The following is a 21,570-nucleotide window of genomic DNA, read 5'->3' on the forward strand; positions in this document are numbered from 1 at the left end:
ATGTATAAAACAGGTAAATTTATTACCCACTCGGTTATCATTTTTTTGATTGTTTTGGCAAGCTCATGTCAAAAAAAAGAGCCTATTGTCATCACGCCAGATCATTTTCACAAGTCTATTGATAAGGTTGTAGATATTATGGTGCATGATATTTTCTCACCACCTGTTGCCAGTCGTGTATTTGTATACCCTAACATTGCTGCTTATGAAATTATCTCACTAAAAGAGGGAAAATTTAAATCTTTAAGCAATCAACTTAACGGGTTTCAAAACATCCCTAAGCCAAATAATCCAGAAGATATCAACTATGAACTTTCAGCCTTAATTGCCCATATGGATTTAAGTAAAAAGCTTATTTTTTCTGAAGCAATGATGGAAAGTTTTAGAGACAGTCTATACCTCAAGTTGGAAGACCAAAATAAAACGGTTTTCGAAAACTCAAAAGACTATGCCCTGCAGGTGTCAGAACATATTTCACAATGGATGGATAAGGATAACTACAAAGAAACGAGAACCATGTCTAAATACAGTATAGACACAGAAGATATTTCAAAATGGCAACCTACACCACCTGCTTATATGGATGGTATAGAGCCGCACTGGAACAAAATAAGACCTCTGGTTTTAGATTCTGCCAGTCAGTTTAAACCCGCTCCACCTCCTGAATTTTCAATGGAAGAAGGCACAGATTTTTATAAAGAAGTAAGAGAAGTCTATGACATCAGTAATAAAATCACCAAAGATGGAGATGATTCTGAAGAAATTGAAATCGCTCAGTTTTGGGACTGTAACCCTTATGTATCAGTAACAAGAGGACATTTAATGTTTGCTACAAAAAAAATAACCCCAGGTGCACATTGGATTGGAATTACCAAAATAGCGTCTAAAAAAAGTAATTACAATATAGCCGAAACACTTCATGCTTATACCCTCACCTCTATTGCAATTTTTGATGCCTTTATCAGTTGCTGGGATGAAAAATACCGAAGCGATTTAGTAAGACCAGAAACACTAATAAATAAATATTTTAATGACAACTGGAAACCCATTTTACAAACGCCTCCATTTCCAGAATATACCAGTGGGCATTCTGTGGTTTCTAATGCTGCCTCAATAGCGCTAACTGATATATTCGGCGAGAATTTTCAATTCGATGATGATACTGAAGTTAAATACGGCCTACCAGTGCGAAGTTTTGACTCTTTTAAAGACGCAGCAGCAGAAGCAACAATCAGTAGAATGTATGGTGGCATTCACTACAGAGTTGCAGTAGAAGTTGGGGCGACACAAGGCATAGATCTTGGTAATTATGTCATTGAAAACATCCAAACTATAAATGAATAAAAAGATTCTGCGGTATTTTACATTAACTGCTTTAATTGCTGTTATAGTTTTAGGTGTTTGGTATTTTACAAAACCTTATGACTATAGGGTTACTTTTGAGTCCAAAACTTTACCCGGCACAATAAATCAATCATTAAAATTATGGGTAAAGTCCTTAGATAACTCAAAAATTATTGAAAGCAATTCTTTAAACAACATCAAGCAAAATTTTAATTATAACGATGATTCTTATACTTATAATTGGATACTTGATAACAAACATGATTCTTTAACTAAAGTTACCGTGAATATCACTGGTTCTAAAAGCAATATTTCTAATAGAATATCCCATATCTTTAAAAACACTAAACTAAAACAGAGATCTAAAGACAATATTCACGATTTTATGACTTTGCTTCAAAGCCACTTAGAGAGTCATGATGTAAAAATTATTGGAGAAGCAGTGTCTCCGGAAGTGTATTGCGCATACCTTTCGTTTCAAACAGAGCAAATGCTAAAGGCCAATGAGATGATGAAAAGTTACAACTATTTAAGTACAGAACTTCTTAAAAACAAAATTGAATTGCAGGGCAATCCTATGGTAGAAATCACAAAATGGGATAAGAAAAAAGATAGTATCTATTTTAATTTTTGTTTTCCAATTGTAGAGATAGACAGCTTGCCAAAGCATCCCAAGATCAAGTATAAAACAATAAAGTCTCAGAAATCAATTAAAGCCATTTACCATGGCAATTATATTTCTTCAGATAGAGCGTGGTATAAATTATTACATTATGCTGAAAAGAAGAATATAGAACTAAACAGCAAGCCCATTGAAGTTTTTCATAATAATCCAATGTATGGAAGAGAAGACAGAAATTGGAAAACAGAAATCTACATGCCAATCAAAGAATAAATCTTTAAGATTAACAAGTGACACTTTGTCAGAAACTCAAGACCTCGTATCTTTGCAAAAATCCAAAAGCCACACATGGAAAAGATTATTGATGAAACCAAGCAAGGCGAAACTTTAGTAAAGTCTAAAGACAAGAGAAATACCAAAAATTTATACATTGAAAGTTATGGCTGTCAAATGAATTTTAGCGACAGCGAAATCGTCGCCTCTATTCTTTCAGAAAATGGCTATAACACCACTCAAACCTTAGAAGATGCCGATTTAGTATTGGTCAATACTTGTTCTATTCGCGACAAAGCAGAGCAAACTGTAAGAAAACGCTTAGAAAAATTTAATGCCGTCAAAAAACACAACAATCAAATGAAAGTTGGTGTGCTTGGCTGTATGGCTGAACGCCTGAAAAGTAAATTTCTAGAAGAAGAAAAAATTGTTGACCTTGTCGTAGGTCCGGATGCTTATAAAGATTTACCCAATTTATTAGAAGAGGTAGAAGGTGGTCAAAGTGCCGTCAATGTGATTTTATCCAAAGAAGAAACCTACGCCGATGTATCACCGGTAAGGTTACGGAGCAATGGCATATCGGCGTTTGTATCCATCACAAGAGGCTGTGATAATATGTGTACATTCTGTGTAGTGCCATTTACACGTGGCCGTGAACGTTCTCGTGACCCGCAAAGTATTATCGAGGAAGTTAACGATTTATGGAACAAAGGCTACAAAGAAATTACCTTACTCGGCCAAAATGTGGATAGCTATTTATGGTATGGCGGTGGACTGAAAAAGGATTTTAAGAAAGCTAGCCCGATGCAGCAAGCTACAGCCGTCAATTTTGCTAAACTTTTGGACATGGTTGCTCAAGCTCAGCCCAAAATGCGTATTCGTTTCTCAACATCCAATCCGCAAGACATGACTATGGATGTCATAGAAAGCATGGCAAAACATAAGAACATTTGTAACTATATTCATCTACCAGTACAAAGTGGAAGTAATAGAATATTAAAAGCCATGAATCGCTTACATACGCGAGAAGAATATATCAACCTGATAGATAATATCAGAAAAATTATTCCTGATTGTGGTATATCTCAAGACATGATTGCTGGTTTTCCAACAGAAACAGAAGAAGACCACCAAGACACACTATCACTAATGGAATATGTTAAATACGATTTTGGTTTTATGTTTGCATACTCTGAACGACCTGGCACGATGGCTGAAAGAAAACTTGAAGACGATGTCCCGGAAAAGGTCAAAAAAAGACGATTACAAGAAATTATAGCTCTTCAACAAAAACACTCTTTATATCGTACACAACAACACCTTGGAAAAGTCGAAGAAATCTTGATTGAAAAGGAGTCTAAGAAATCAGACCAGCATTGGGCAGGACGTAATACCCAAAACACCATGGTCGTTTTCCCAAAAGAAAATTATAAAATTGGTGATTTTGTAATGGTTAAAATTAATGATTGCACAAGTGCAACATTATTAGGTGAAGCTGTTGGTTATTCAAAAAATCAATAAAACATGGAGACTGTTCAAGCTATCAAACAACGTTTTGAAATCATTGGTAACGATGAAGGTCTTAATCGTGCAATTGAAAAATCAATTCGTGTTGCTCCGACTGATATTTCGGTTTTAGTCACTGGCGAAAGCGGTGTGGGTAAAGAGAGTTTACCTAAAATCATTCATTCGCTTTCACATCGTAAACATAGCAAATATATTGCTGTTAATTGTGGTGCTATTCCGGAAGGCACCATAGACAGTGAACTATTTGGTCACGAGAAAGGTGCATTTACCGGCGCTAGTCAGTCTCGTGATGGTTATTTTCAAGAAGCTGATGGCGGAACCATCTTTCTGGATGAAGTTGGTGAATTGCCCTTAACAACTCAAGTTAGATTATTAAGGGTTTTAGAAAATGGTGAATTTTTAAAAGTTGGCTCCTCAAAAGTGCAAAAAACCAATGTCAGAATTGTAGCTGCGACAAATGTCAACATGACTGAAGCCATTAAAAAAGAAAAATTTAGAGAAGATTTATATTATCGTTTAAGCACTGTAGAAATCCACTTACCGCCACTTAGGGAGCGCAAAGATGATATTCATCTCTTATTCAGAAAATTTGCTTCCGATTTTGCACTGAAATACAAAATGCCAACCCTAAGGTTGACAGATGATGCTGTAAAACAACTCCTCAATTGCAGATGGCAAGGTAATATTAGACAATTAAGAAACGTAACGGAGCAACTCTCAGTCTTAGAAACCAATCGCGAGGTTGATGCTCAAACTTTATTTCAATATTTACCGGATTCTGGAAACAATTTACCTTCAGTAGTTGAACAGAAAAATGATAACGCTGACTTCAGTAACGAAAGAGAAATTTTATACAAAGTTTTGTTTGATATGAAACGCGACCTTGGTGATTTAAAAAAATTGACTTTAGAACTCATAAAGTCTGATGATAATACAGAGGTAAAAAAAGAAAACCAAAATCTCATTAATAAGATTTATGGTAAAAATGAAGAAGACTTTGAAACCAGTGATACCGAAAGAAACCTCACTGACGAACAAGAACTAGAAATCCTGCAAGTACCCGAAAAAAAGCCAACTCAAGCTTTAGAACCACATCAAGACAATTATGATTTTGCTGAAGATATTGAGGAAGAAGAAACCTTATCTTTACAGGATAAAGAATTAGAACTCATTAAAAAATCACTTGAACGCCATCAAGGCAGACGAAAACCAGCGGCTGAAGAACTCGGTATCAGCGAACGCACCCTTTATCGCAAAATAAAACAGTATGATCTATCATAAAATGGTTACCAAACTCTGTAAAGTAATAAGTGTTGTCTTGATTGGATTCTGCATAGGTTGTGGTGCGTATTCTTTTACGGGTGCAGACACTGGAAATGCCGAAACCTTTCAAGTTAATTTCTTTCAAAATGTTGCTCCTATTGTTGAACCAGGCATTGATAGACAATTTACTTTAGCCCTCCAAGATTTGATTCAAAACCAAACTAATCTGGGATTGACCAACTCTAACGGCGACTTAATTTATGAAGGTGAAATCACGCAATATTATGTCGCTCCTATGACGGCAACGTCTGATGAAAGAGCAGCACAACAACGATTAACTATTGCAGTAAATGTACGTTTTTTCAATACTTTAGATACCGAAAAAGATTTTGAAAAAAAATTCTCATTTTATTTTGATTTTGATGCTAACAGCCAATTGGTAGGTTCTGTTAGAGATGAAGCCATCAACGAAATATTTTTAAGAATCACACAAGACGTATTTAACGAATCGCTTACAGATTGGTAATTTATGGAAATTGGCGAACTCACTTCAAAAATAAAAACCCCAGAAACCCTTCAAGCCTCTGATGAAATGGAGTTTAAAAAACTAGCTATCAACTACCCTTACTTTCAAGCTGCTCAAGCGCTTCACTTAAAAATACTCCATACTGAAGATAGTTTTGAATTTAAACGCTATTTGAGGCTTGCAGCTTTACATACTGCAGACAGACGTATACTTTTTGATTTTATAAATCAAGACCTCGAAGCACAACAAAAAGCCGTACAGACCATAACAAAGCATCGAGAAAAAAATGATTTAGGCATTTCTGAGGATGAAGCAAAACAGATTAATGACCCTAATCTATTTAAAAAAGCGGCACAAAAATCTAAAACTAATAGCGAAAAACACAGTTTTTACGAATGGCTTAACTTAACTAGACTTCAGCCGCTTGAACAAAATCAAGAGGAGCAAAAACAAAAAACTGATCCAAAAAAACAAAAAAAAGAAGCACTGATTGATAAATTCATAAAAGAAAATCCTAAAATTAAACAAGCAGACAAATCTGATTCATCAAGCAAAGTTTCAGTAAAGACAAAACCTAGCCAAGAAATGATGACTGAGACTTTGGCTAAAATTTACCTCGAACAAAAAAAATATGAGAAGGCAATTGAAGCTTATAACATATTAATTTTGAATAATCCCAAAAAAAGTGGTTTCTTTGCAGACCAAATTAAAATGATTAAAACATTACAAGAAAATAAATGATATGAGTACGTTTACAATATTTCTTTTCCTGATCATAATTGTAGCCTTTTTACTGGTTTTAGTGATTATGGTTCAAAATCCAAAAGGTGGCGGTTTATCTTCATCTTTTGGTGGTGGTGGATCTCAGCAGATTGGCGGTGTTAAACAAACTTCAGACTTTTTAGATAAAAGTACTTGGGTTTTAGCCACTTTGCTCTTGGTATTGGTTTTACTATCAAATGTCAGCATTATGTCTAATAAGACTTCAGATTCAAAAATTTTAAAAACTGACAACCCTACAGAAACCCAAACTGAAACACCTTCAGATAATATACCAACATTGCCAACTGATGAAAATGGGTCTCCTCAATAATTATTAATACTATAAATACTGTATAATGCCAGCTTGTGACAAGCTGGCATTTTTTTTTACCAAAATGTCAGTATTGATAGGGTGGCATAATTTTAGGGATTAGTTGGTAAGTATAACTTAAATTTTAATACAATGGCATTAAAAATTCAACCATTATCTGATCGCGTTCTTGTGGAGCCACAAGAAGCTGAAACTAAAACTGCTTCTGGTATAATAATACCTGATTCTGCAAAAGAAAAACCTCAACAAGGCAAGGTAGTCGCCGTAGGAAAAGGCAAAAAAGACCATGACATGACGGTTAAAGTTGGTGATACAGTTTTATATGGTAAATATTCTGGCACTGAACTAAAGCTTGAAGGCGAGGATTATTTGATGATAAGAGAAGACGATATTTTAGCAATAGTATAAATTAATAATTTTAAAATAATAGAAAAATGGCAAAAGACATTAGATACAATATTGAAGCGAGAAATGGCATCAAAAGTGGTGTAGACAAGCTCGCTAATGCGGTAAAAGTAACTTTAGGACCTAAGGGTAGAAATGTGATTATCTCAAAATCATTTGGAGCCCCAACCGTTACAAAGGATGGTGTAACCGTCGCTAAAGAAATCGAGTTAAAAGATGCTTTAGAAAATATGGGTGCTCAGATGGTTAAGGAAGTCGCTTCTAAGACCAATGATTTGGCAGGTGATGGAACAACTACGGCAACTGTTTTAGCTCAAGCTATCGTTAAAGAAGGTTTAAAAAATGTTGCAGCTGGGGCTAATCCTATGGAGCTTAAAAGAGGAATTGATATGGCGGTAAGTTTGATAACCGAAAACTTAGCCAAGCAAGCTGTAGAAGTTGGTGATTCTTCAGACAAAATTAAACAAGTGGCTTCTATCTCAGCAAACAACGATGATGTTGTTGGGGATTTGATTGCACAAGCATTTGAAAAAGTAGGCAAAGAAGGCGTAATCACCGTTGAAGAAGCTAAAGGAACAGAAACTTACGTTGATGTCGTTGAAGGGATGCAATTTGATAGAGGCTATCTTTCGCCATACTTCGTGACAGATAGTGAAAAAATGACAACCGATCTCGAAGATCCTTATATTCTTATAGTAGACAAGAAAATTTCTACTATGAAAGATTTAATGCCGGTTTTAGAGCCCGCAGCCCAAAGTGGAAAACCATTATTAATCATTGCTGAAGATATTGAAGGTGAAGCTTTGGCAACTTTAGTTGTGAATAAACTTAGAGGATCACTAAAAATTGCTGCGGTTAAAGCGCCTGGTTTTGGTGACAGAAGAAAAGCTATGTTGGAAGATATAGCCATATTAACCGGTGGAACAGTTATATCTGAAGAGCGCGGATTTACACTTGAAAACGCAACCTTAGATATGCTAGGTACTGCTGAAAAAGTAGCTATTGATAAAGATAACACGACAATAGTGAATGGAAGCGGAAATGAAGATGACATAAAAAATCGCGTCAATCAGATTAAATCTCAAATTGAAACCACTACAAGTGATTACGATAAAGAAAAGCTTCAGGAAAGATTAGCCAAATTGGCTGGTGGTGTAGCTGTACTCTACGTTGGGGCTGCTTCTGAAGTTGAAATGAAAGAAAAGAAAGATCGTGTAGACGATGCTTTACATGCGACGAGAGCTGCTGTAGAAGAAGGTATTGTCGCTGGTGGTGGTGTCGCTTTAGTAAGAGCATTAGACGTGATTAAAGACTTAGAAAGTGCAAATGCAGATCAAGCTACGGGTATCCAAATTGTAGCAAAAGCGATTGAATCACCCTTGAGGACTATTGTTGAAAACGCAGGTGGAGAAGGCTCTGTAGTTATAAACAAAGTTAAAGAGGGCAATCAAGGCTATGATGCCAAATCTGAGAGTTACGTCGATATGTTTGGAGAGGGAATAATTGATCCTAAAAAAGTGACTCGAGTAGCTTTAGAAAATGCAGCTTCAGTCTCTGGTATGATTTTAACCACAGAATGTGCCTTAACTGAAATTGAAGAAGATGATGACGGTGGTGCTCCAGCTGGTGGTGGCGGTATGCCTCCAATGGGTGGTGGCGGCATGCCAGGCATGATGTAATAAATATCAACAAAATTTGAATAAAACCGTCTCAAATTGAGGCGGTTTTTTTATAACAAATATTCTGTAAAATAAGTTATATCGTATTATTTAAAGAAAATCAGTTTAATGGAAGCAATAAGCATTATAACTCCAAAAATACGTTTCAAAAGAAGATCACCAATATTCACGGCTAGTTTTGAACCTAAATAGCCTCCAACAACAAAAGACACCGCTATAATTAATGCATATTTCCAGTTCAATCCTTCTTCCATATGATAATTGTAAGCAGCCAAGAAGGTGACTGGTACTGCTAAAACAGCTAAACTTGTTCCTTGTGCTTCATGTTGTGAAAAACCTAACAAAAAGACCATGAGTGGCACCATGATAACTCCACCTCCTACACCCATCATGCCACTTAAAAATCCTGATAATATTCCTATGATAACTAAAAATAAAATAATCGTTAAATTCATGTGCAGAAATCTAGAGTTAATATTGGTTTTTAATAGGTATTTTTATTTGATAGACTTTCCTTGATCGGTTGACTAGATAGTTATCTCTCAACCAAGGATTGTGTATTTTAAACTGTTTATAGTTTAATCCAAAAGTATCAGCAAAATCAGGAATATCAGTAATTGGAGTATCCACTTCTATAGTTTTGGTTTCTATTTGCTTGTAAAGATGACTTTCTTCAATATTGAAAGCGTATTTTTCAGGATGACCCAAAATCTCTTTAAGAGCTAATATTCTAAATACGTAACGCTCAGTTTCCTCATTTAAGAGTAAATTGTAGTAGCCCGCAGCTTTCTGACGTTCCATTTGGTTTGAAATACCAGCCATACCGGCATTATACGAAGCGGCAGCGAGTGTCCAGGTACCAAATTTTTCTTTAGCCTCTTTTAAATAGTCGCAAGCGACTTGCGTTGCTTTTTCGATGTGATAGCGCTCGTCAACATTACTGTTAACCTCTAAACCGTATTCTCTTGCCGTAGACTTCATGATTTGCCAAAACCCTGTCGCCCCTGCTGGAGATACAATTGGGGTTAATCCACTTTCTGCAACAGCAAGATATTTGAAATCATCAGGAACACCATTGGTCTTGAGAATAGGTTCTATAACGGGGAAATACTTCTTTGCACGTTTTATTAAGAGAATTCCATTAGACTGCCAATATGTATTGACTAAAAGTTCTCTATCCATGCGTTCGTAAATATCCGGTTGGTTTAAAGGCACTGGTTCACCGGCAAAATTCATAGACTTTGGCACTTCGAGTGAAAAAACATTGTAGTTGTTTTCAAATGTTTTTTCTGGACTGTCCAGTTTAGGGTTTGTTTTAACTTCATTTTGACTGATGAAAGCATAGCCTAGGCTCAATATGGTTATTAAGCCCACTCCAAAAATCGTTTTGTAAAAAATATTAGTTTTCAACATTGTTTTTTTCTTTTATTATTCCGTGTTCTATAAGTTCTGGTAAATGTTCATTAAACCACCTAAAACGGTTTAAAATCATAATATGAGTCCCATCTTTCACAATAATACATTGTTTTATATTTTTAATTGAAAAAACCTTGTCCATGTCCCCATGAATATGAATTACATTTTCCATAGGTTCATTCTGATTCCAGCACACCATTTCCTTAACTGCCCAATCTAAGTAAACTTTATCGTTGACTGACAAATATTGTTTGTAGAGCTTCAGTCGTTTTCTAATGATATTCCCAACAGGTAGTTTTTCAATTTCATTGATATAATTAAGTAAACCAAAAGGCAAATATTTATAAACCCCTGTTTCTCGCGCTAATTTCATATGTTTAGGTATCTCTAAACTTTGTTTTACACTTGATATGATAATAAGGCGTTCAACTTCAATCAGTTTTGCGATTTCCTGAACTAAGACGCCGCCAAAAGAGACACCAATTAAAATTGGTTTTTCGTGTTTGATATGGCTTAACATTCGTTGAGCATAATCTTGAATGCTTTCACCTTCAATTGGAATTTGCCAACTTAACCAATGGGTGTCAAAGCGAGAATTATCGAGTTTTATATGCTCAAAAATTGAAGGGTTTGCCGCCATTCCAGGCATCATATAAACTTGATATTTATTAAGCGATGACTCTAACACAACTGAAAATAAATTCTTTACAAATATTTTTTGTAAATTTACGATATATTTGAGGTATCACATAGAAGTTCATTTAATATTTATCAATTTCATTTAAAGTTTTTGTGACATGAGTTTAGAGATAAAAAAAAATGATTTTTTGAGACAATTCGAAGCTAAAGTTGAGGGTTGTTTAATAAAACTTGAATATTCAGAACAGGCCAAAAACATTTTTTTAACTCGCTTTGAGATTGACAAATCCTTATCAGAGGAAAAATATCAAGATTTATTTATCACAAAGGTATTGGACCTGCTTGTTGAAGAAGATGGCAAAGTTGTACCAACTTGTCCAAAAGTTGCTGCTTTTTTCAAAAAAAATCGTTCAGAATACAAGCACCTACTGCCTGTAGGAATTACCCTTTAGGTTAAATAGTTTCTAAGACTTCTCTTTCCACTAATTCACCTCTCACTATGCCATCAGCATCTATATGGTTTAATATTACAGATTGAAGTGTATTGACCAGGTAAGGATCCCAGGGCAACTTTACCTTAACATAATTTTCAGTAAAACCCTGAATATAACCTTCCTTGTTTTGATCTTCAAATAAAACGGTTTTTGTTTTGCCAATTTGACTTTCGTAAAAAGCACGTCGTTTTTTAACGGAAAGACCTCTTAGCATTTTACTGCGTTTTTTCCTGACTGCTTTAGGCACAACACCGTCCATTTCTGCTGCGGGCGTATTGTCCCGCTCCGAATAGGTGAAAACGTGTAAATAAGAAATATCTAGTTGATTTAAAAACTCGTAGGTTTCTAGAAAAAACTCATCAGTTTCACCTGGAAAACCTACAATGACATCCACACCTATACAAGCATCGGGCATCACAGACTTAATGCGCTCTACCCGATTGACATAGAGTTCTTTCATGTAGCGACGACGCATTTTTTTTAATAAAGTATTGCTACCGCTTTGTAATGGTATGTGAAAGTGTGGTACAAAGCGTTCACTCTTTGCAACAAAGTCAATAGTTTCATCTTTAAGTAAATTAGGTTCGATTGAAGAAATACGCAATCGTTCGATCCCTTTGACATCATCTAAAGCCTTGACCAGATCTAAAAATGTATGTTCGTGTTTTTTATTGCCAAATTCTCCTTTACCATAGTCGCCAATATTGACGCCAGTTAACACAATTTCTTTGATGTCTTGTTCTGAAATGTCTTTAGCATTTTTTAAAACATTATCTAATGTATCTGAACGCGAAATCCCTCTTGCCAGGGGAATGGTACAATATGTGCACTTGTAATCACAACCGTCTTGCACTTTTAAAAACGCACGTGTACGATCACCAATAGAATACGATCCGACATAAAAATCAGCTTCATTAATTTCACAAGAATGCACTTCGCCAAAATCATTTTTGCTTAAGTCGTTGATATAGTTTGTAACTTTAAATTTTTCGGTGGCTCCCAAAACCAAATCTACACCATCAACACTTGCCAATTCTTGTGGTTTAAGCTGTGCATAACATCCAACACCTATAATAAAAGCATCCGGGTTGGTTTTCAAAGCTTTTTTAACGATGGTTTTAAAACGTTTATCTGCATTTTCAGTCACACTACAAGTATTGATAATGTAAATATCTGCTTGCTGATTAAAATCTACACGCTCAAAACCTTCATCTTGAAATTGACGAGCTATTGTAGAAGTCTCAGAAAAATTGAGTTTACAACCCAAAGTGTAAAATGCAACTTGATTTGGCATATTTTAATTTGTAATTATCGACTTGTAAATGTGATATTCTTTATCTTCGAATATGGTTTTGCAAATATATCAACTATAAACGTCTTGAAAAAATTGAAATTCAAAAGATTATACATTGTTCTAATTTTAGCCATTCTCACAGCTTGTCAAAACAAAAATAAGCCGGATCGGTCAAATTTAGTCTTTCGCTACAACGAGCATTCTGACATCACGTCTTTAGATCCCGCTTTTGCCAAAGACCAAAGAAATATATGGGCTGTGCATCAACTTTACAACACTTTAATTGGTTTAAATGACAGCCTAAACCTTAAACCCGAGCTGGCAAGATCTTGGACAGTTAGTGAAGACGGTTTAACTTATACATTTAAGCTCAGAGATGATGTTTATTTTCATAAAAGTTGGGTTTTTAAAAACAAAAAGCGACGACTTGGTGCAAGAGATGTCGTTTTTAGCTTAAAACGCCTTACTGACCCAAACCTCGCTTCTCCAGGTTCTTGGATTATGAAACCTGTAGAATCAATAAAAACTTTGGATGATGTTACAGTAGAAATAAAACTCAAAGAACATTTTCCTGCATTTCTTGGTTTGCTCAGCATGAAATATTGCTCTGTGGTGCCAGAAGAAGTGGGCTCTGGTGAAATTGATTTTAGAAAAAATCCTACAGGTACCGGGCCATTTCAGTTTAAGCGCTGGATTCCTCAAGAAAAACTGGTGCTTAGAAAAAATCCATTGTATTTTGAAACTGATAGTACAGGTCAACAACTTCCCTATTTAGAGGCTGTTGCCATTACGTTTTTGCCAGACAAACAAAGTGAATTTATGCAGTTTGTTCAAGGCAACTTAGACTTTATGAGTGGACTTGATGTGTCTTACAAAGACGAACTCTTGAAAGCTGACGGTCAGCTGAAAGAAAAATATAAAAACCAAATTATTTTAGATAAGTCACCTTATTTAAATAGTGAATATATTGGGTTCTATTTAGGCAATTCTCAATCGGATGTTCAAAACAAAAATTTACGTAAAGCCATTAATTATGGGTTTGATCGGCAAAAAATGATTAAGTATTTAAGAAATGGTATAGGAATACCAGCAAATCAAGGTTTTATCCCAAAAGGTTTACCCGGTTTTGGCGGTATAGAAGGTTTTACTTATCAACCTGAAAAAGCTAAAAAATTGATGAAAAAATACATCCAAAACACAGGTCATAAAACGCCACAAGTTACAATTTCAACAAACGCCCAGTATGTAGATTTAATAGAGTTTATCCAAGCAGAATTAAGCGATTTTGGCATCAAAGTAAAGGTTAATGTTCTACCGGCTTCAACCTTAAGACAAAAGCGCTCATCAGGGCAATTAGACGCTTTTAGGGCAAGTTGGATAGCAGATTATCCCGATGCTCAAAATTACCTCAGCTTATTTTACAGTAAAAATAAAAGCCCAAATGGTCCAAACTACACCCATTTTGAATCTCGTTTTTACGATAGTATTTATAAAAAGAGTTTGAAGACTTCATCTCAAAAGCAAAGGGTGCAGTACTACCATCAATTAGATTCATTAATTATTGATGAAGCTGTTATAATACCATTATTTTATGATGAGGTCATTCGCTTTAAACAGCAAAATATCAAAGGTTTGGGTATTAATCCGGTAAATTTACTAGACTTAAAAAATGTCTATAAGACTAAATAAAAAAGGAGTAACTTCTTTTGAAATTACTCCTTTTAAAAACATTTTAAAAAACTAGCTCACATTATTTGAGTTTAATCATAACTTTTCTAGATAGTTTTCTAGAGTATTTAGAGTTATTCTCAAAGTTTGGATTAACACCAGAACCTTTAAATTCTATTCTAGACTGCTCTACACCGGCAGAAACTAAGATATCGTTAATATATTTAGTTCTACTTTTAGATAATCTTTCGTTGTAAGCTTTGTTTCCTATAGGATCTGTATAGCCTGTAAGTTCGATGTTTTCTTCAGGATTTTGCTTTAAGAACAACACAATTGAGTTAATGTCTTGTATTGATGACGCTTCTGGCACAACACTATCAAAACCAAAACATACATTTATATATCCTTTATTGATAAGAAATCTGACAACGTCTGAGGCTTCAGCTTTTGACTGACTATCTCTGAACTCAGATTTTGAAACATAACTTGTCTCAAGAGTATTCTCAAGTTCATCAGGGATACCATTTTGATTTCTGTCAATGGCAATTCCCTTAGTGTTAACTTCCACACCATTTGTTGTACCTGGTTCTCGGTCTAAGAAATCAAGTACGCCATCTTGATCCGAGTCGGTTAATTTTTGTTTTAAAGCATCAACTTCTTCTCTCAATAATGCTAATTCTGTTTCTTCATTATTGTAAACGTGATACCAATCTATATTTCGTTGTTTTTTACCTAACGCAATATTCAAACCTACTGAGGCATTAAACATTAAACCATCAACTGCACGCTTAGTAACCGATGATATGCCATCCCAGTTGTATCCTGACCAAAATTGACAGCCGTCATAAAGTCAAATTTTAAGAACACTTGATCACTTATTCTAAACATAGGTGTAACTCCAGCAACTGCTGAAAACACTAAGTCTTGATCATCAATAAATTGATCGTCCGGCATTAATAATCCAGCGCCTACACCCGTATAAAACTGAAGGTTAAAATTGTTTGTCCAGTTTTGAAAATCTAGAATACTACCTAAGTTAAAAACTGTTTCTAAGCTTGACTGAATGTAAGTAGAATTATAATCTTAAGTACTTGAATCTTCATCTGCATTAATATCATTGTATCCACCTTTCAATCTCAAACCAAACTTATCATTAAACATATATCGCAGTGCCAAATTAGCATGAATTCCTGAAATAAGAGAAGTGTTCGTAATATCTGTTATACCGCTAGAGGGATTCAGAAATTCTGGCTGAGCACCAGTGTGTGCTCTTGCAGCTTTATTACCCCCAATTCCAAATTCTAAAAACCATTGATCGTAATCATCAAAAGGTTCGTATTCCTGATAAGTCTACTCACTATTAGACTCATCATTATTTGTTTCATCATTTTGTTAATCTTGCGCCATCATAAATAATGGCATAAACAAAATTAAATACACAAAATTTTTCATTTTAAAAAATTTAGATTGATTAATATTAACACATTTATAATTCAAATAAAATAAAAATAATATAAAACTAAAATTTAATTGCTAAAAAGAGCTTGAAATCAAGACAATAACTCCAATTTAGCAAACCGCAACAGCAAGTTTTTTAGCCCGGCCTTTTCAAATTGAATTTCTGCTTTTTTATCTTGACCCACACCAGAAATACTTAACACCTTACCTCTACCAAACCTGCCGTGCTTTACCATTTGTCCTTTTTTTAATGTCATCAGATCTTCTTTTGCTGAGTTTTGATTTGAAGTGGGTTTAACTTTTCTCAATTTTCGCAGTTGCTTCTCTGTTGGTTTATGGCTTGGTGGTGGCGTCCCTTTTTTGGGTTTGGTTTGCCTTAACTTAGACTTGTCTACTTCACCAAATATATCTGCATCAATCTGAGGTTTGTAACGGTATGAATCTTCAGAAATATTATACTCTATGGCATTCTCATCAATTTCATCTATGAAGCGACTTGGTTCAGCATCTATCAACTTTCCCCATCGGTATCGCGATAAGGTATAAGTAATGTAAGCCTGTTTTTCGGCTCGGGTTAAGGCGACGTAAAACAATCGTCGTTCTTCTTCTAGCTCACTTCGGGTATTCATACTCATTGCTGAGGGAAATAAATCTTCTTCCATCCCGACAATAAATACATATGGAAACTCCAAGCCTTTAGCTAAATGGACCGTCATTAAGGAAACGCGATTGCTATCTCCTTTTTCATTATCAAAATCTGTCGCTAAGGCCACATCTTCTAAAAATTCACTGATTGAACCTGTAGCCTCTTCCACTTCATTTTGACCTTCTACAAAATCTTTAACGCCATTGAGCAATTCTTCTAAATTCTCTACTCTCGTTATGCCTTCAGGTGTGCCATCTTTTTTGAATTCTTGGAGTAAACCCGTTTTTTTTATGACTAGATCTGTCAATTCAAATGCGTTGAGTTTATCAGCAGTAATCTGAAAACTCTTAATCATATTGACAAAATTGATCAGTTTTGTCTGAATCCCTTTGTTAATAGGCAAATCAATTTTTTGAATATTTTCTATGATTTCAAAAATAGAACGCTTGTAGTGATTGGCTGCCAAAACCAATTTGTCTAAGGTAGTTTGACCAATACCACGTGTAGGATAATTGATTATTCGTTTTAAAGACTCTTCATCTTTAGGATTAACAATGAGTCGCAGATAGGCCAAAGTATCTTTTATTTCTTTACGTTGGTAAAAGGATAAGCCGCCATAAATACGGTAAGGCATGTCTTTTTTGCGCAAGGCATCTTCCATTGCGCGACTTTGCGCATTAGTTCTGTAAAGAATTGCAAATTGATCGTAATCCAACTGGTTTTGCATCTGCAGTTCAAAAATGGTAGAAGCTACATATCGACCTTCCTCAGCGTCATTGAGTAATCGGTTGATTTTAATTTTATCTCCTTGATGGTTTGAAGTCCAAACCACTTTTTCGAGCCGTTTTTTGTTTTTTTCAATGACAGAATTGGCAGCTTGGACCAAGGTTTTAGTCGAACGGTAATTTTGCTCAAGTTTATAGGTTTTGACCTCATCATAATCTCTTTGAAAATTTAAGATATTATTGATATTGGCACCTCTAAAGGCATAAATACTTTGAGCATCGTCACCAACCACACAAATATTTTGGTATCTATCACTTAAAGCCCGAACAATTAAATATTGAGAGTGATTAGTATCCTGATACTCATCGACTAAAATGTATTGGAAACGGTGTTGATATTTAGATAACACATCAGGAAAGCGCGTTAATAATTCGTTGGTTTTCAATAATAAATCATCAAAATCCATAGCGCCAGCCTTAAAACAACGATTGACGTATTCTTCGTAAATATCGCCGAGACGTGGGCGCTTTGCCATGGCATCGGCTTCTTGAAGTTCTGGGTTTTGGCGATAAGCTTTAACCGTAATAAGGCTATTTTTATATGATGAAATTCGCGAATAAACTTGTTTATACTTATAGACATCTTTGTCTAAGTTCATTTCTTTAATGATACTATTGACTAATCTTTGGGAATCTTGTGTATCATAAATGGTAAAATTAGAAGGAAAACCTAATTTGTCAGCTTCAAATCGTAATAGCCTTGCAAAAACGGAGTGAAACGTTCCCATCCATAAATTTTTTGCTTCACTTGGCCCCACAATTTTAGCAATCCGACTTTTCATTTCTCGAGCAGCTTTGTTGGTAAAAGTCAATGCGAGAATGTTAAAAGGATCAATCTCTTGATTCATTAGGTGCGCAATACGGTAAGTTAAAACTCTTGTCTTACCGGAACCCGCACCGGCAATAACTATCATTGGCCCATCTTTTTGCAATACAGCTTCGCGTTGGGCATCGTTCAATTCGTCTAAGTAGGCTTGCAAATTTTTTATTTTTTAAAATTCAAAATTAATTAAACCTTAATGAAATCAAGCTGAGATTGTATTTTAATTTCAAAAAGCAATTCAGACGTAATTGTGTTAACCAATGTTTATATTTACACTCAAATTTTCAAATAATGACAGATTTTAATTTTTCAATTTTAGTCTCTTTCTTTCTATCGAGTTTAATTGTAGGAGGTGTTGCGTTTTATTTTTTTAAAACCCATGTCGAACATCTTCAGCAAAAACAACGTCTAGATATTCGACTTAAATACCAAAAAGAGACCTTACCCATTCGCTTACAAGCCTACGAAAGGCTAGCACTACTCACAGAAAGGCTTTCTTTAGGCAGTTTGCTGAATCGTGTTAAGCCTATAAGCCAAGACAAAAATGCTTATGAAGATTTATTAATTAAGACTATAGATCAAGAGTTTGAACACAACTTAGTACAACAAATCTACGTTAGTAATCAATGCTGGAATGTAATTAAAACTGCCAAAAACACCACAATTTCTAGAATCAGAAAAACCAATATGAGCGATAATATTACCGATGCTTATAAACTTAGAGAAACTTTATTAACAAATTTACTTGATCAAAAAAATTCACCTCATGATATTGCTCTACAAATGATTAAAAAAGAAATGAAGGCTATGTTTTAATAAATCAATTTCCTTAAAAATAGGACTTGTAAAGTCATAAAAAAGGCTCTACTTTTGTACTTTAAGCAACAATTCTAAAATTATGAATAAATTTCAATTTGTTCATGTTTTGACCATAAAATTAAAATCAGATGAAAGCATACGTATTCCCGGGACAAGGTGCTCAATTTTCGGGCATGGGGCTTGACCTTTACGAAAGCTCAAACCAAGCTAAACAACGTTTTGAAGAGGCCAATTCTATTTTGGGCTTTGACATTACAAAAACCATGTTTGAAGGTTCTGCTGAAGACCTCAAACAAACAGAAATTACACAACCTGCTATATTTTTGCACTCTGTCATTTTAAGTCAAGTTTTGGGTGATAAATTTCAGCCCGATATGGTAGCTGGCCATTCCCTCGGTGAATTTTCTGCTTTGGTAGCAAACGGAACCTTAAGTTTTGAAGATGGTCTAAAATTAGTTCACCAACGTGCTTTAGCGATGCAAAAAGCTTGCGAAGCTCAAGCATCGACAATGGCTGCCGTTTTAGGACTGGACGATGATGTCGTTGAAGAAGTTTGTTCAAATACAGAAGGCATAGTCGTCCCTGCAAATTACAACTGTCCAGGACAATTGGTGATTTCAGGTGAAGTAAAAGCCGTAGAAAAGGCTTGTGAAACTTTAAAAGAAAAAGGCGCTAAACGCGCTCTAATTTTACCCGTCGGTGGTGCATTTCATTCACCTTTAATGTCACCTGCTAAAGAAGCTCTGGCTTCAGCTATTGAAAATACCAAGTTTTCAAAACCGCAATGCCCGATTTATCAAAATGTCAATGCCCAAGCTGTTCATACACCTGATGAAATTAAAAGAAACCTTGTTGAACAATTGACTTCAGCTGTGCGATGGACGCAAATTATGCAGAATATGCTCAAAGATGGTATGACGCATTACACTGAAGTTGGTCCTGGAAAAGTGCTTCAAGGTTTAATGAAAAAAATTGATCGACGATTTCCTACTGAAAGTGCAAGTATTTAAAATTATGTCTGAAATTAGAATTACAAAACAATTTACTTTTGAAATGGCTCATGCTTTACACGGCTATGACGGTAAATGTAAAAATATTCACGGTCACAGCTATAAGCTCGATGTTTGCGTAATTGGAGAACCTATTGAAGATTCTTCTCACCCTAAATGTGGTATGGTGATTGACTTTGGTGACTTAAAACATATCGTAAAATCTGAAATCGTCGATAAGTTAGACCACGCCATAATGCTCAATACAAATTCTCCACATCAAAATTTGGCACAGGAATTACAGTCTTCCGGACATAAAATTGTTGAAGTCAATTACCAACCTACAAGTGAAAATATGGTGGCTGATTTTGCTGAAACAATTAAAGCCAAATTAGATAAAAACCTTAGACTACATTCACTCAAATTAAGAGAAACGGAGACCGCCTTTGCCGAATGGTATGCCGCTGACCAAAATTAGCGAGATTTTTTAAAAAAAGAACCATTGTCAAAAAAAACGGACACACCAGTAAAAGATAATACCTCACTATCACAACGTGATAAGTCCGTGATATGGCATCCCTTAACGCAGCATAAAACGCAACAAATCACCTTACCAATTGTAAAAGCTAAAGGATGTAAACTTTACGACGTAGATGGAAACGTTTATATTGACGCGATCAGTTCTTGGTATACGGCGATGTATGGACATTGTCATAAAAAATTAGTCAACGCTATACAACAACAATCACAACAACTCGACCAAATTATTTTTAGTGGGTTTACACATCAACCCGCTGTTGAGCTGGCAGAAAATCTATTGGCTGCTTTACCTGACAAAATTTCAAAAGTATTTTATAATGACAATGGTTCAACAGCCACAGAAATTGGGATTAAGATGGCTTTGCAGTACCATCATAACCTCGGTCGGGACAAAGATACTCTCATAGCTTTTGAAGAAGGATTTCACGGTGATACTTTCGGCGCAATGTCTGTTTCAGGCCTATCGGTTTACAATGGTGCGTTTGAAAAACATTTTATAAAAGTCGTTAGACTTCCAAAACCTAATGGTAAAAATAATAAGCTTGTTTTAACTCAACTGAAAACACTTTGCAGTCAAAATAAGGTTGCTGGTTTTATTTACGAACCATTAATTCAAGGTGCTGCAGGAATGAAAACTTATGATAAATCGGATTTAAATGATATTTTAAACTATTGTAAAACCCAGAACATTATATGCATCGCAGACGAAGTGATGACAGGCTTCGGCAAAACTGGTACTTGTTTTGCTTCTCAGCAAATTGAAACACAACCCGATGTCATTTGTTTGAGTAAAGCCCTTACAGCAGGAATGCTGCCAATGGGCATCACGGCATGTCAAGACTATATTTATGATGCCTTTTACGACGATGATGTGGCTAAAGGTCTATTTCACGCCCACACCTACTCTGGCAATCCTCTAGCCTGCGCTGTGGCTATTGAAGCTTTAAAATTGTATCAATCACCTGAAATTCAACAACAGATACAACATATTATTGAAGCGCATCAGAGTTTTAAAACAAAAATTAAAAACCATCCTAATTTGAAATCTATTAGGCACATTGGCGTAATTTTAGCTTTAGATCTGGATCTCAACATAGAACGATATAGTAATGTTAGAGATCGTTTATACCAATTTTTTATGACCAAAGGGATTTATCTGAGACCTTTAGGTAATACCGTTTACATCGTCCCACCTTATGTCATTTCTAGAGCAGAATTAAGTCAGGTTTACAGAGCATTAGAAGAGGTTTTAGAATTTGAATTTTAA

Annotated in this window: 22 protein-coding genes; 15 read left to right on the forward strand and 7 right to left on the reverse strand. The window is 35.2% G+C overall.

The window, feature by feature from the left end; genetic code table 11:
• From FCN74_RS10245 to groL, 9 genes are all read left to right on the forward strand, one after another.
• On the forward strand, window positions 1–1,344 hold the full coding sequence (locus tag FCN74_RS10245; protein WP_138932505.1) for a vanadium-dependent haloperoxidase: 1,344 nt from the start codon (window positions 1–3) through the stop codon (window positions 1,342–1,344).
• The gene (locus FCN74_RS10250; RefSeq protein ID WP_138932506.1) at window positions 1,337–2,239 is read left to right on the forward strand and encodes a GyrI-like domain-containing protein; all 903 of its coding nucleotides are present in this window, start codon (window positions 1,337–1,339) and stop codon (window positions 2,237–2,239) included. Before FCN74_RS10245 ends, FCN74_RS10250 begins: the two co-directional genes overlap by 8 nt.
• Window positions 2,240–2,314: 75 nt before the next feature.
• Window positions 2,315–3,760 carry a tRNA (N6-isopentenyl adenosine(37)-C2)-methylthiotransferase MiaB gene (gene miaB / locus FCN74_RS10255; RefSeq protein ID WP_138932507.1) on the forward strand — a complete coding sequence of 482 codons (1,446 nt, stop codon included), beginning with the start codon at window positions 2,315–2,317 and terminating at the stop codon, window positions 3,758–3,760.
• Between the two features lie 3 nt (window positions 3,761–3,763).
• Window positions 3,764–5,047 carry a sigma 54-interacting transcriptional regulator gene (locus tag FCN74_RS10260; RefSeq protein ID WP_138932508.1) on the forward strand — a complete coding sequence of 428 codons (1,284 nt, stop codon included), beginning with the start codon at window positions 3,764–3,766 and terminating at the stop codon, window positions 5,045–5,047.
• Window position 5,048: 1 nt separating this feature from the next.
• Window positions 5,049–5,555: an LptE family protein gene (locus FCN74_RS10265; protein WP_138932651.1), complete on the forward strand. Its 507-nt coding sequence runs from the start codon at window positions 5,049–5,051 to the stop codon at window positions 5,553–5,555.
• A 3-nt stretch (window positions 5,556–5,558) separates the two neighbouring features.
• On the forward strand, window positions 5,559–6,296 hold the full coding sequence (locus tag FCN74_RS10270) for a hypothetical protein (protein WP_138932509.1): 738 nt from the start codon (window positions 5,559–5,561) through the stop codon (window positions 6,294–6,296).
• A 1-nt stretch (window position 6,297) separates the two neighbouring features.
• A complete protein-coding gene (gene secG, locus FCN74_RS10275; protein WP_138932510.1) occupies window positions 6,298–6,648 on the forward strand; it encodes a preprotein translocase subunit SecG in 351 nt (116 codons plus the stop codon).
• A 132-nt stretch (window positions 6,649–6,780) separates the two neighbouring features.
• Window positions 6,781–7,056 carry a co-chaperone GroES gene (locus FCN74_RS10280; RefSeq protein ID WP_138932511.1) on the forward strand — a complete coding sequence of 92 codons (276 nt, stop codon included), beginning with the start codon at window positions 6,781–6,783 and terminating at the stop codon, window positions 7,054–7,056.
• A gap of 26 nt (window positions 7,057–7,082) precedes the next feature.
• The gene (gene groL / locus FCN74_RS10285; protein ID WP_138932512.1) at window positions 7,083–8,732 is read left to right on the forward strand and encodes a chaperonin GroEL; all 1,650 of its coding nucleotides are present in this window, start codon (window positions 7,083–7,085) and stop codon (window positions 8,730–8,732) included.
• 86 nt (window positions 8,733–8,818) lie between these two features.
• On the opposite strand, the gene FCN74_RS10290 is transcribed toward groL, so the two are convergent.
• From FCN74_RS10290 to FCN74_RS10300, 3 genes are read right to left on the reverse strand one after another with little or no spacing between them, the layout of a single operon-like run.
• Window positions 8,819–9,187, reverse strand: coding sequence for a sulfite exporter TauE/SafE family protein (locus tag FCN74_RS10290; protein WP_138932513.1), 369 nt, complete (start codon window positions 9,185–9,187; stop codon window positions 8,819–8,821).
• Between the two features lie 16 nt (window positions 9,188–9,203).
• Complete coding sequence (locus FCN74_RS10295) at window positions 9,204–10,145, reverse strand: lytic transglycosylase domain-containing protein (RefSeq protein WP_138932514.1); 942 nt, start codon at window positions 10,143–10,145, stop codon at window positions 9,204–9,206.
• Entirely contained in the window at window positions 10,132–10,836 is a 705-nt protein-coding gene (locus FCN74_RS10300; protein WP_317128795.1) for an alpha/beta hydrolase, read from the reverse strand. Before FCN74_RS10300 ends, FCN74_RS10295 begins: the two co-directional genes overlap by 14 nt.
• A 109-nt stretch (window positions 10,837–10,945) precedes the next feature.
• On the opposite strand from FCN74_RS10300, the gene FCN74_RS10305 reads away from it, so the two are divergent.
• The gene (locus FCN74_RS10305; protein ID WP_138932515.1) at window positions 10,946–11,239 is read left to right on the forward strand and encodes a GNAT family N-acetyltransferase; all 294 of its coding nucleotides are present in this window, start codon (window positions 10,946–10,948) and stop codon (window positions 11,237–11,239) included.
• 1 nt (window position 11,240) lies between these two features.
• Here FCN74_RS10305 and mtaB read toward each other — a convergent pair whose 3' ends face one another.
• Complete coding sequence (gene mtaB, locus FCN74_RS10310; RefSeq protein ID WP_138932516.1) at window positions 11,241–12,575, reverse strand: tRNA (N(6)-L-threonylcarbamoyladenosine(37)-C(2))-methylthiotransferase MtaB; 1,335 nt, start codon at window positions 12,573–12,575, stop codon at window positions 11,241–11,243.
• Between the two features lie 93 nt (window positions 12,576–12,668).
• Between mtaB and FCN74_RS10315 the strand changes: the two genes are divergently transcribed.
• Window positions 12,669–14,264 (forward strand): ABC transporter substrate-binding protein, encoded by a 1,596-nt coding sequence (locus FCN74_RS10315; RefSeq protein ID WP_317128796.1) that lies wholly within the window; start codon window positions 12,669–12,671, stop codon window positions 14,262–14,264.
• A gap of 61 nt (window positions 14,265–14,325) precedes the next feature.
• Here the strand turns inward: FCN74_RS10315 and FCN74_RS10320 are convergent, their stop codons facing one another.
• The 3 genes from FCN74_RS10320 to FCN74_RS10330 form a co-directional block, all read right to left on the reverse strand.
• Window positions 14,326–15,012: an OmpA family protein gene (locus FCN74_RS10320; protein WP_138932518.1), complete on the reverse strand. Its 687-nt coding sequence runs from the start codon at window positions 15,010–15,012 to the stop codon at window positions 14,326–14,328.
• Window positions 15,012–15,197 (reverse strand): hypothetical protein, encoded by a 186-nt coding sequence (locus FCN74_RS10325; RefSeq protein WP_138932519.1) that lies wholly within the window; start codon window positions 15,195–15,197, stop codon window positions 15,012–15,014. The genes FCN74_RS10320 and FCN74_RS10325 overlap by 1 nt, the downstream gene beginning before the upstream one ends.
• A gap of 596 nt (window positions 15,198–15,793) precedes the next feature.
• Window positions 15,794–18,112, reverse strand: coding sequence for an ATP-dependent helicase (locus FCN74_RS10330; protein WP_138932520.1), 2,319 nt, complete (start codon window positions 18,110–18,112; stop codon window positions 15,794–15,796).
• Window positions 18,113–18,246: 134 nt separating this feature from the next.
• Between FCN74_RS10330 and FCN74_RS10335 the strand changes: the two genes are divergently transcribed.
• The 4 genes from FCN74_RS10335 to bioA all read left to right on the forward strand — a co-directional run bounded on the left by FCN74_RS10335 (window position 18,247) and on the right by bioA (window position 21,570).
• On the forward strand, window positions 18,247–18,771 hold the full coding sequence (locus FCN74_RS10335) for a DUF7935 family protein (RefSeq protein WP_138932521.1): 525 nt from the start codon (window positions 18,247–18,249) through the stop codon (window positions 18,769–18,771).
• 131 nt (window positions 18,772–18,902) lie between these two features.
• On the forward strand, window positions 18,903–19,784 hold the full coding sequence (fabD, locus tag FCN74_RS10340; RefSeq protein WP_138932522.1) for an ACP S-malonyltransferase: 882 nt from the start codon (window positions 18,903–18,905) through the stop codon (window positions 19,782–19,784).
• Between the two features lie 4 nt (window positions 19,785–19,788).
• Window positions 19,789–20,241 (forward strand): 6-carboxytetrahydropterin synthase QueD, encoded by a 453-nt coding sequence (gene queD, locus FCN74_RS10345; protein ID WP_138932523.1) that lies wholly within the window; start codon window positions 19,789–19,791, stop codon window positions 20,239–20,241.
• Between the two features lie 24 nt (window positions 20,242–20,265).
• Window positions 20,266–21,570 carry an adenosylmethionine--8-amino-7-oxononanoate transaminase gene (gene bioA / locus FCN74_RS10350; RefSeq protein ID WP_138932524.1) on the forward strand — a complete coding sequence of 435 codons (1,305 nt, stop codon included), beginning with the start codon at window positions 20,266–20,268 and terminating at the stop codon, window positions 21,568–21,570.

Source organism: Mesohalobacter halotolerans (assembly GCF_006120725.1).
In the GTDB taxonomy this organism is placed as follows: Bacteria; Bacteroidota; Bacteroidia; order Flavobacteriales; family Flavobacteriaceae; genus Psychroflexus; species Psychroflexus halotolerans.

What these genes read in the sequence shown, in the direction of transcription:
- FCN74_RS10245 (WP_138932505.1), top strand. Translation starts at nt 1, where the DNA reads ATGTATAAAACAGGTAAATTTATTACCCACTCGGTTATCATTTTTTTG.
- FCN74_RS10250 (WP_138932506.1), top strand. Translation starts at nt 1,337, where the DNA reads ATGAATAAAAAGATTCTGCGGTATTTTACATTAACTGCTTTAATTGCT.
- miaB (WP_138932507.1), top strand. Translation starts at nt 2,315, where the DNA reads ATGGAAAAGATTATTGATGAAACCAAGCAAGGCGAAACTTTAGTAAAG.
- FCN74_RS10260 (WP_138932508.1), top strand. Translation starts at nt 3,764, where the DNA reads ATGGAGACTGTTCAAGCTATCAAACAACGTTTTGAAATCATTGGTAAC.
- FCN74_RS10265 (WP_138932651.1), top strand. Translation starts at nt 5,049, where the DNA reads ATGGTTACCAAACTCTGTAAAGTAATAAGTGTTGTCTTGATTGGATTC.
- FCN74_RS10270 (WP_138932509.1), top strand. Translation starts at nt 5,559, where the DNA reads ATGGAAATTGGCGAACTCACTTCAAAAATAAAAACCCCAGAAACCCTT.
- secG (WP_138932510.1), top strand. Translation starts at nt 6,298, where the DNA reads ATGAGTACGTTTACAATATTTCTTTTCCTGATCATAATTGTAGCCTTT.
- FCN74_RS10280 (WP_138932511.1), top strand. Translation starts at nt 6,781, where the DNA reads ATGGCATTAAAAATTCAACCATTATCTGATCGCGTTCTTGTGGAGCCA.
- groL (WP_138932512.1), top strand. Translation starts at nt 7,083, where the DNA reads ATGGCAAAAGACATTAGATACAATATTGAAGCGAGAAATGGCATCAAA.
- FCN74_RS10290 (WP_138932513.1), bottom strand. Translation starts at nt 9,187, where the DNA reads ATGAATTTAACGATTATTTTATTTTTAGTTATCATAGGAATATTATCA.
- FCN74_RS10295 (WP_138932514.1), bottom strand. Translation starts at nt 10,145, where the DNA reads ATGTTGAAAACTAATATTTTTTACAAAACGATTTTTGGAGTGGGCTTA.
- FCN74_RS10305 (WP_138932515.1), top strand. Translation starts at nt 10,946, where the DNA reads ATGAGTTTAGAGATAAAAAAAAATGATTTTTTGAGACAATTCGAAGCT.
- mtaB (WP_138932516.1), bottom strand. Translation starts at nt 12,575, where the DNA reads ATGCCAAATCAAGTTGCATTTTACACTTTGGGTTGTAAACTCAATTTT.
- FCN74_RS10320 (WP_138932518.1), bottom strand. Translation starts at nt 15,012, where the DNA reads ATGTTTAATGCCTCAGTAGGTTTGAATATTGCGTTAGGTAAAAAACAA.
- FCN74_RS10325 (WP_138932519.1), bottom strand. Translation starts at nt 15,197, where the DNA reads ATGCCGGACGATCAATTTATTGATGATCAAGACTTAGTGTTTTCAGCA.
- FCN74_RS10335 (WP_138932521.1), top strand. Translation starts at nt 18,247, where the DNA reads ATGACAGATTTTAATTTTTCAATTTTAGTCTCTTTCTTTCTATCGAGT.
- fabD (WP_138932522.1), top strand. Translation starts at nt 18,903, where the DNA reads ATGAAAGCATACGTATTCCCGGGACAAGGTGCTCAATTTTCGGGCATG.
- queD (WP_138932523.1), top strand. Translation starts at nt 19,789, where the DNA reads ATGTCTGAAATTAGAATTACAAAACAATTTACTTTTGAAATGGCTCAT.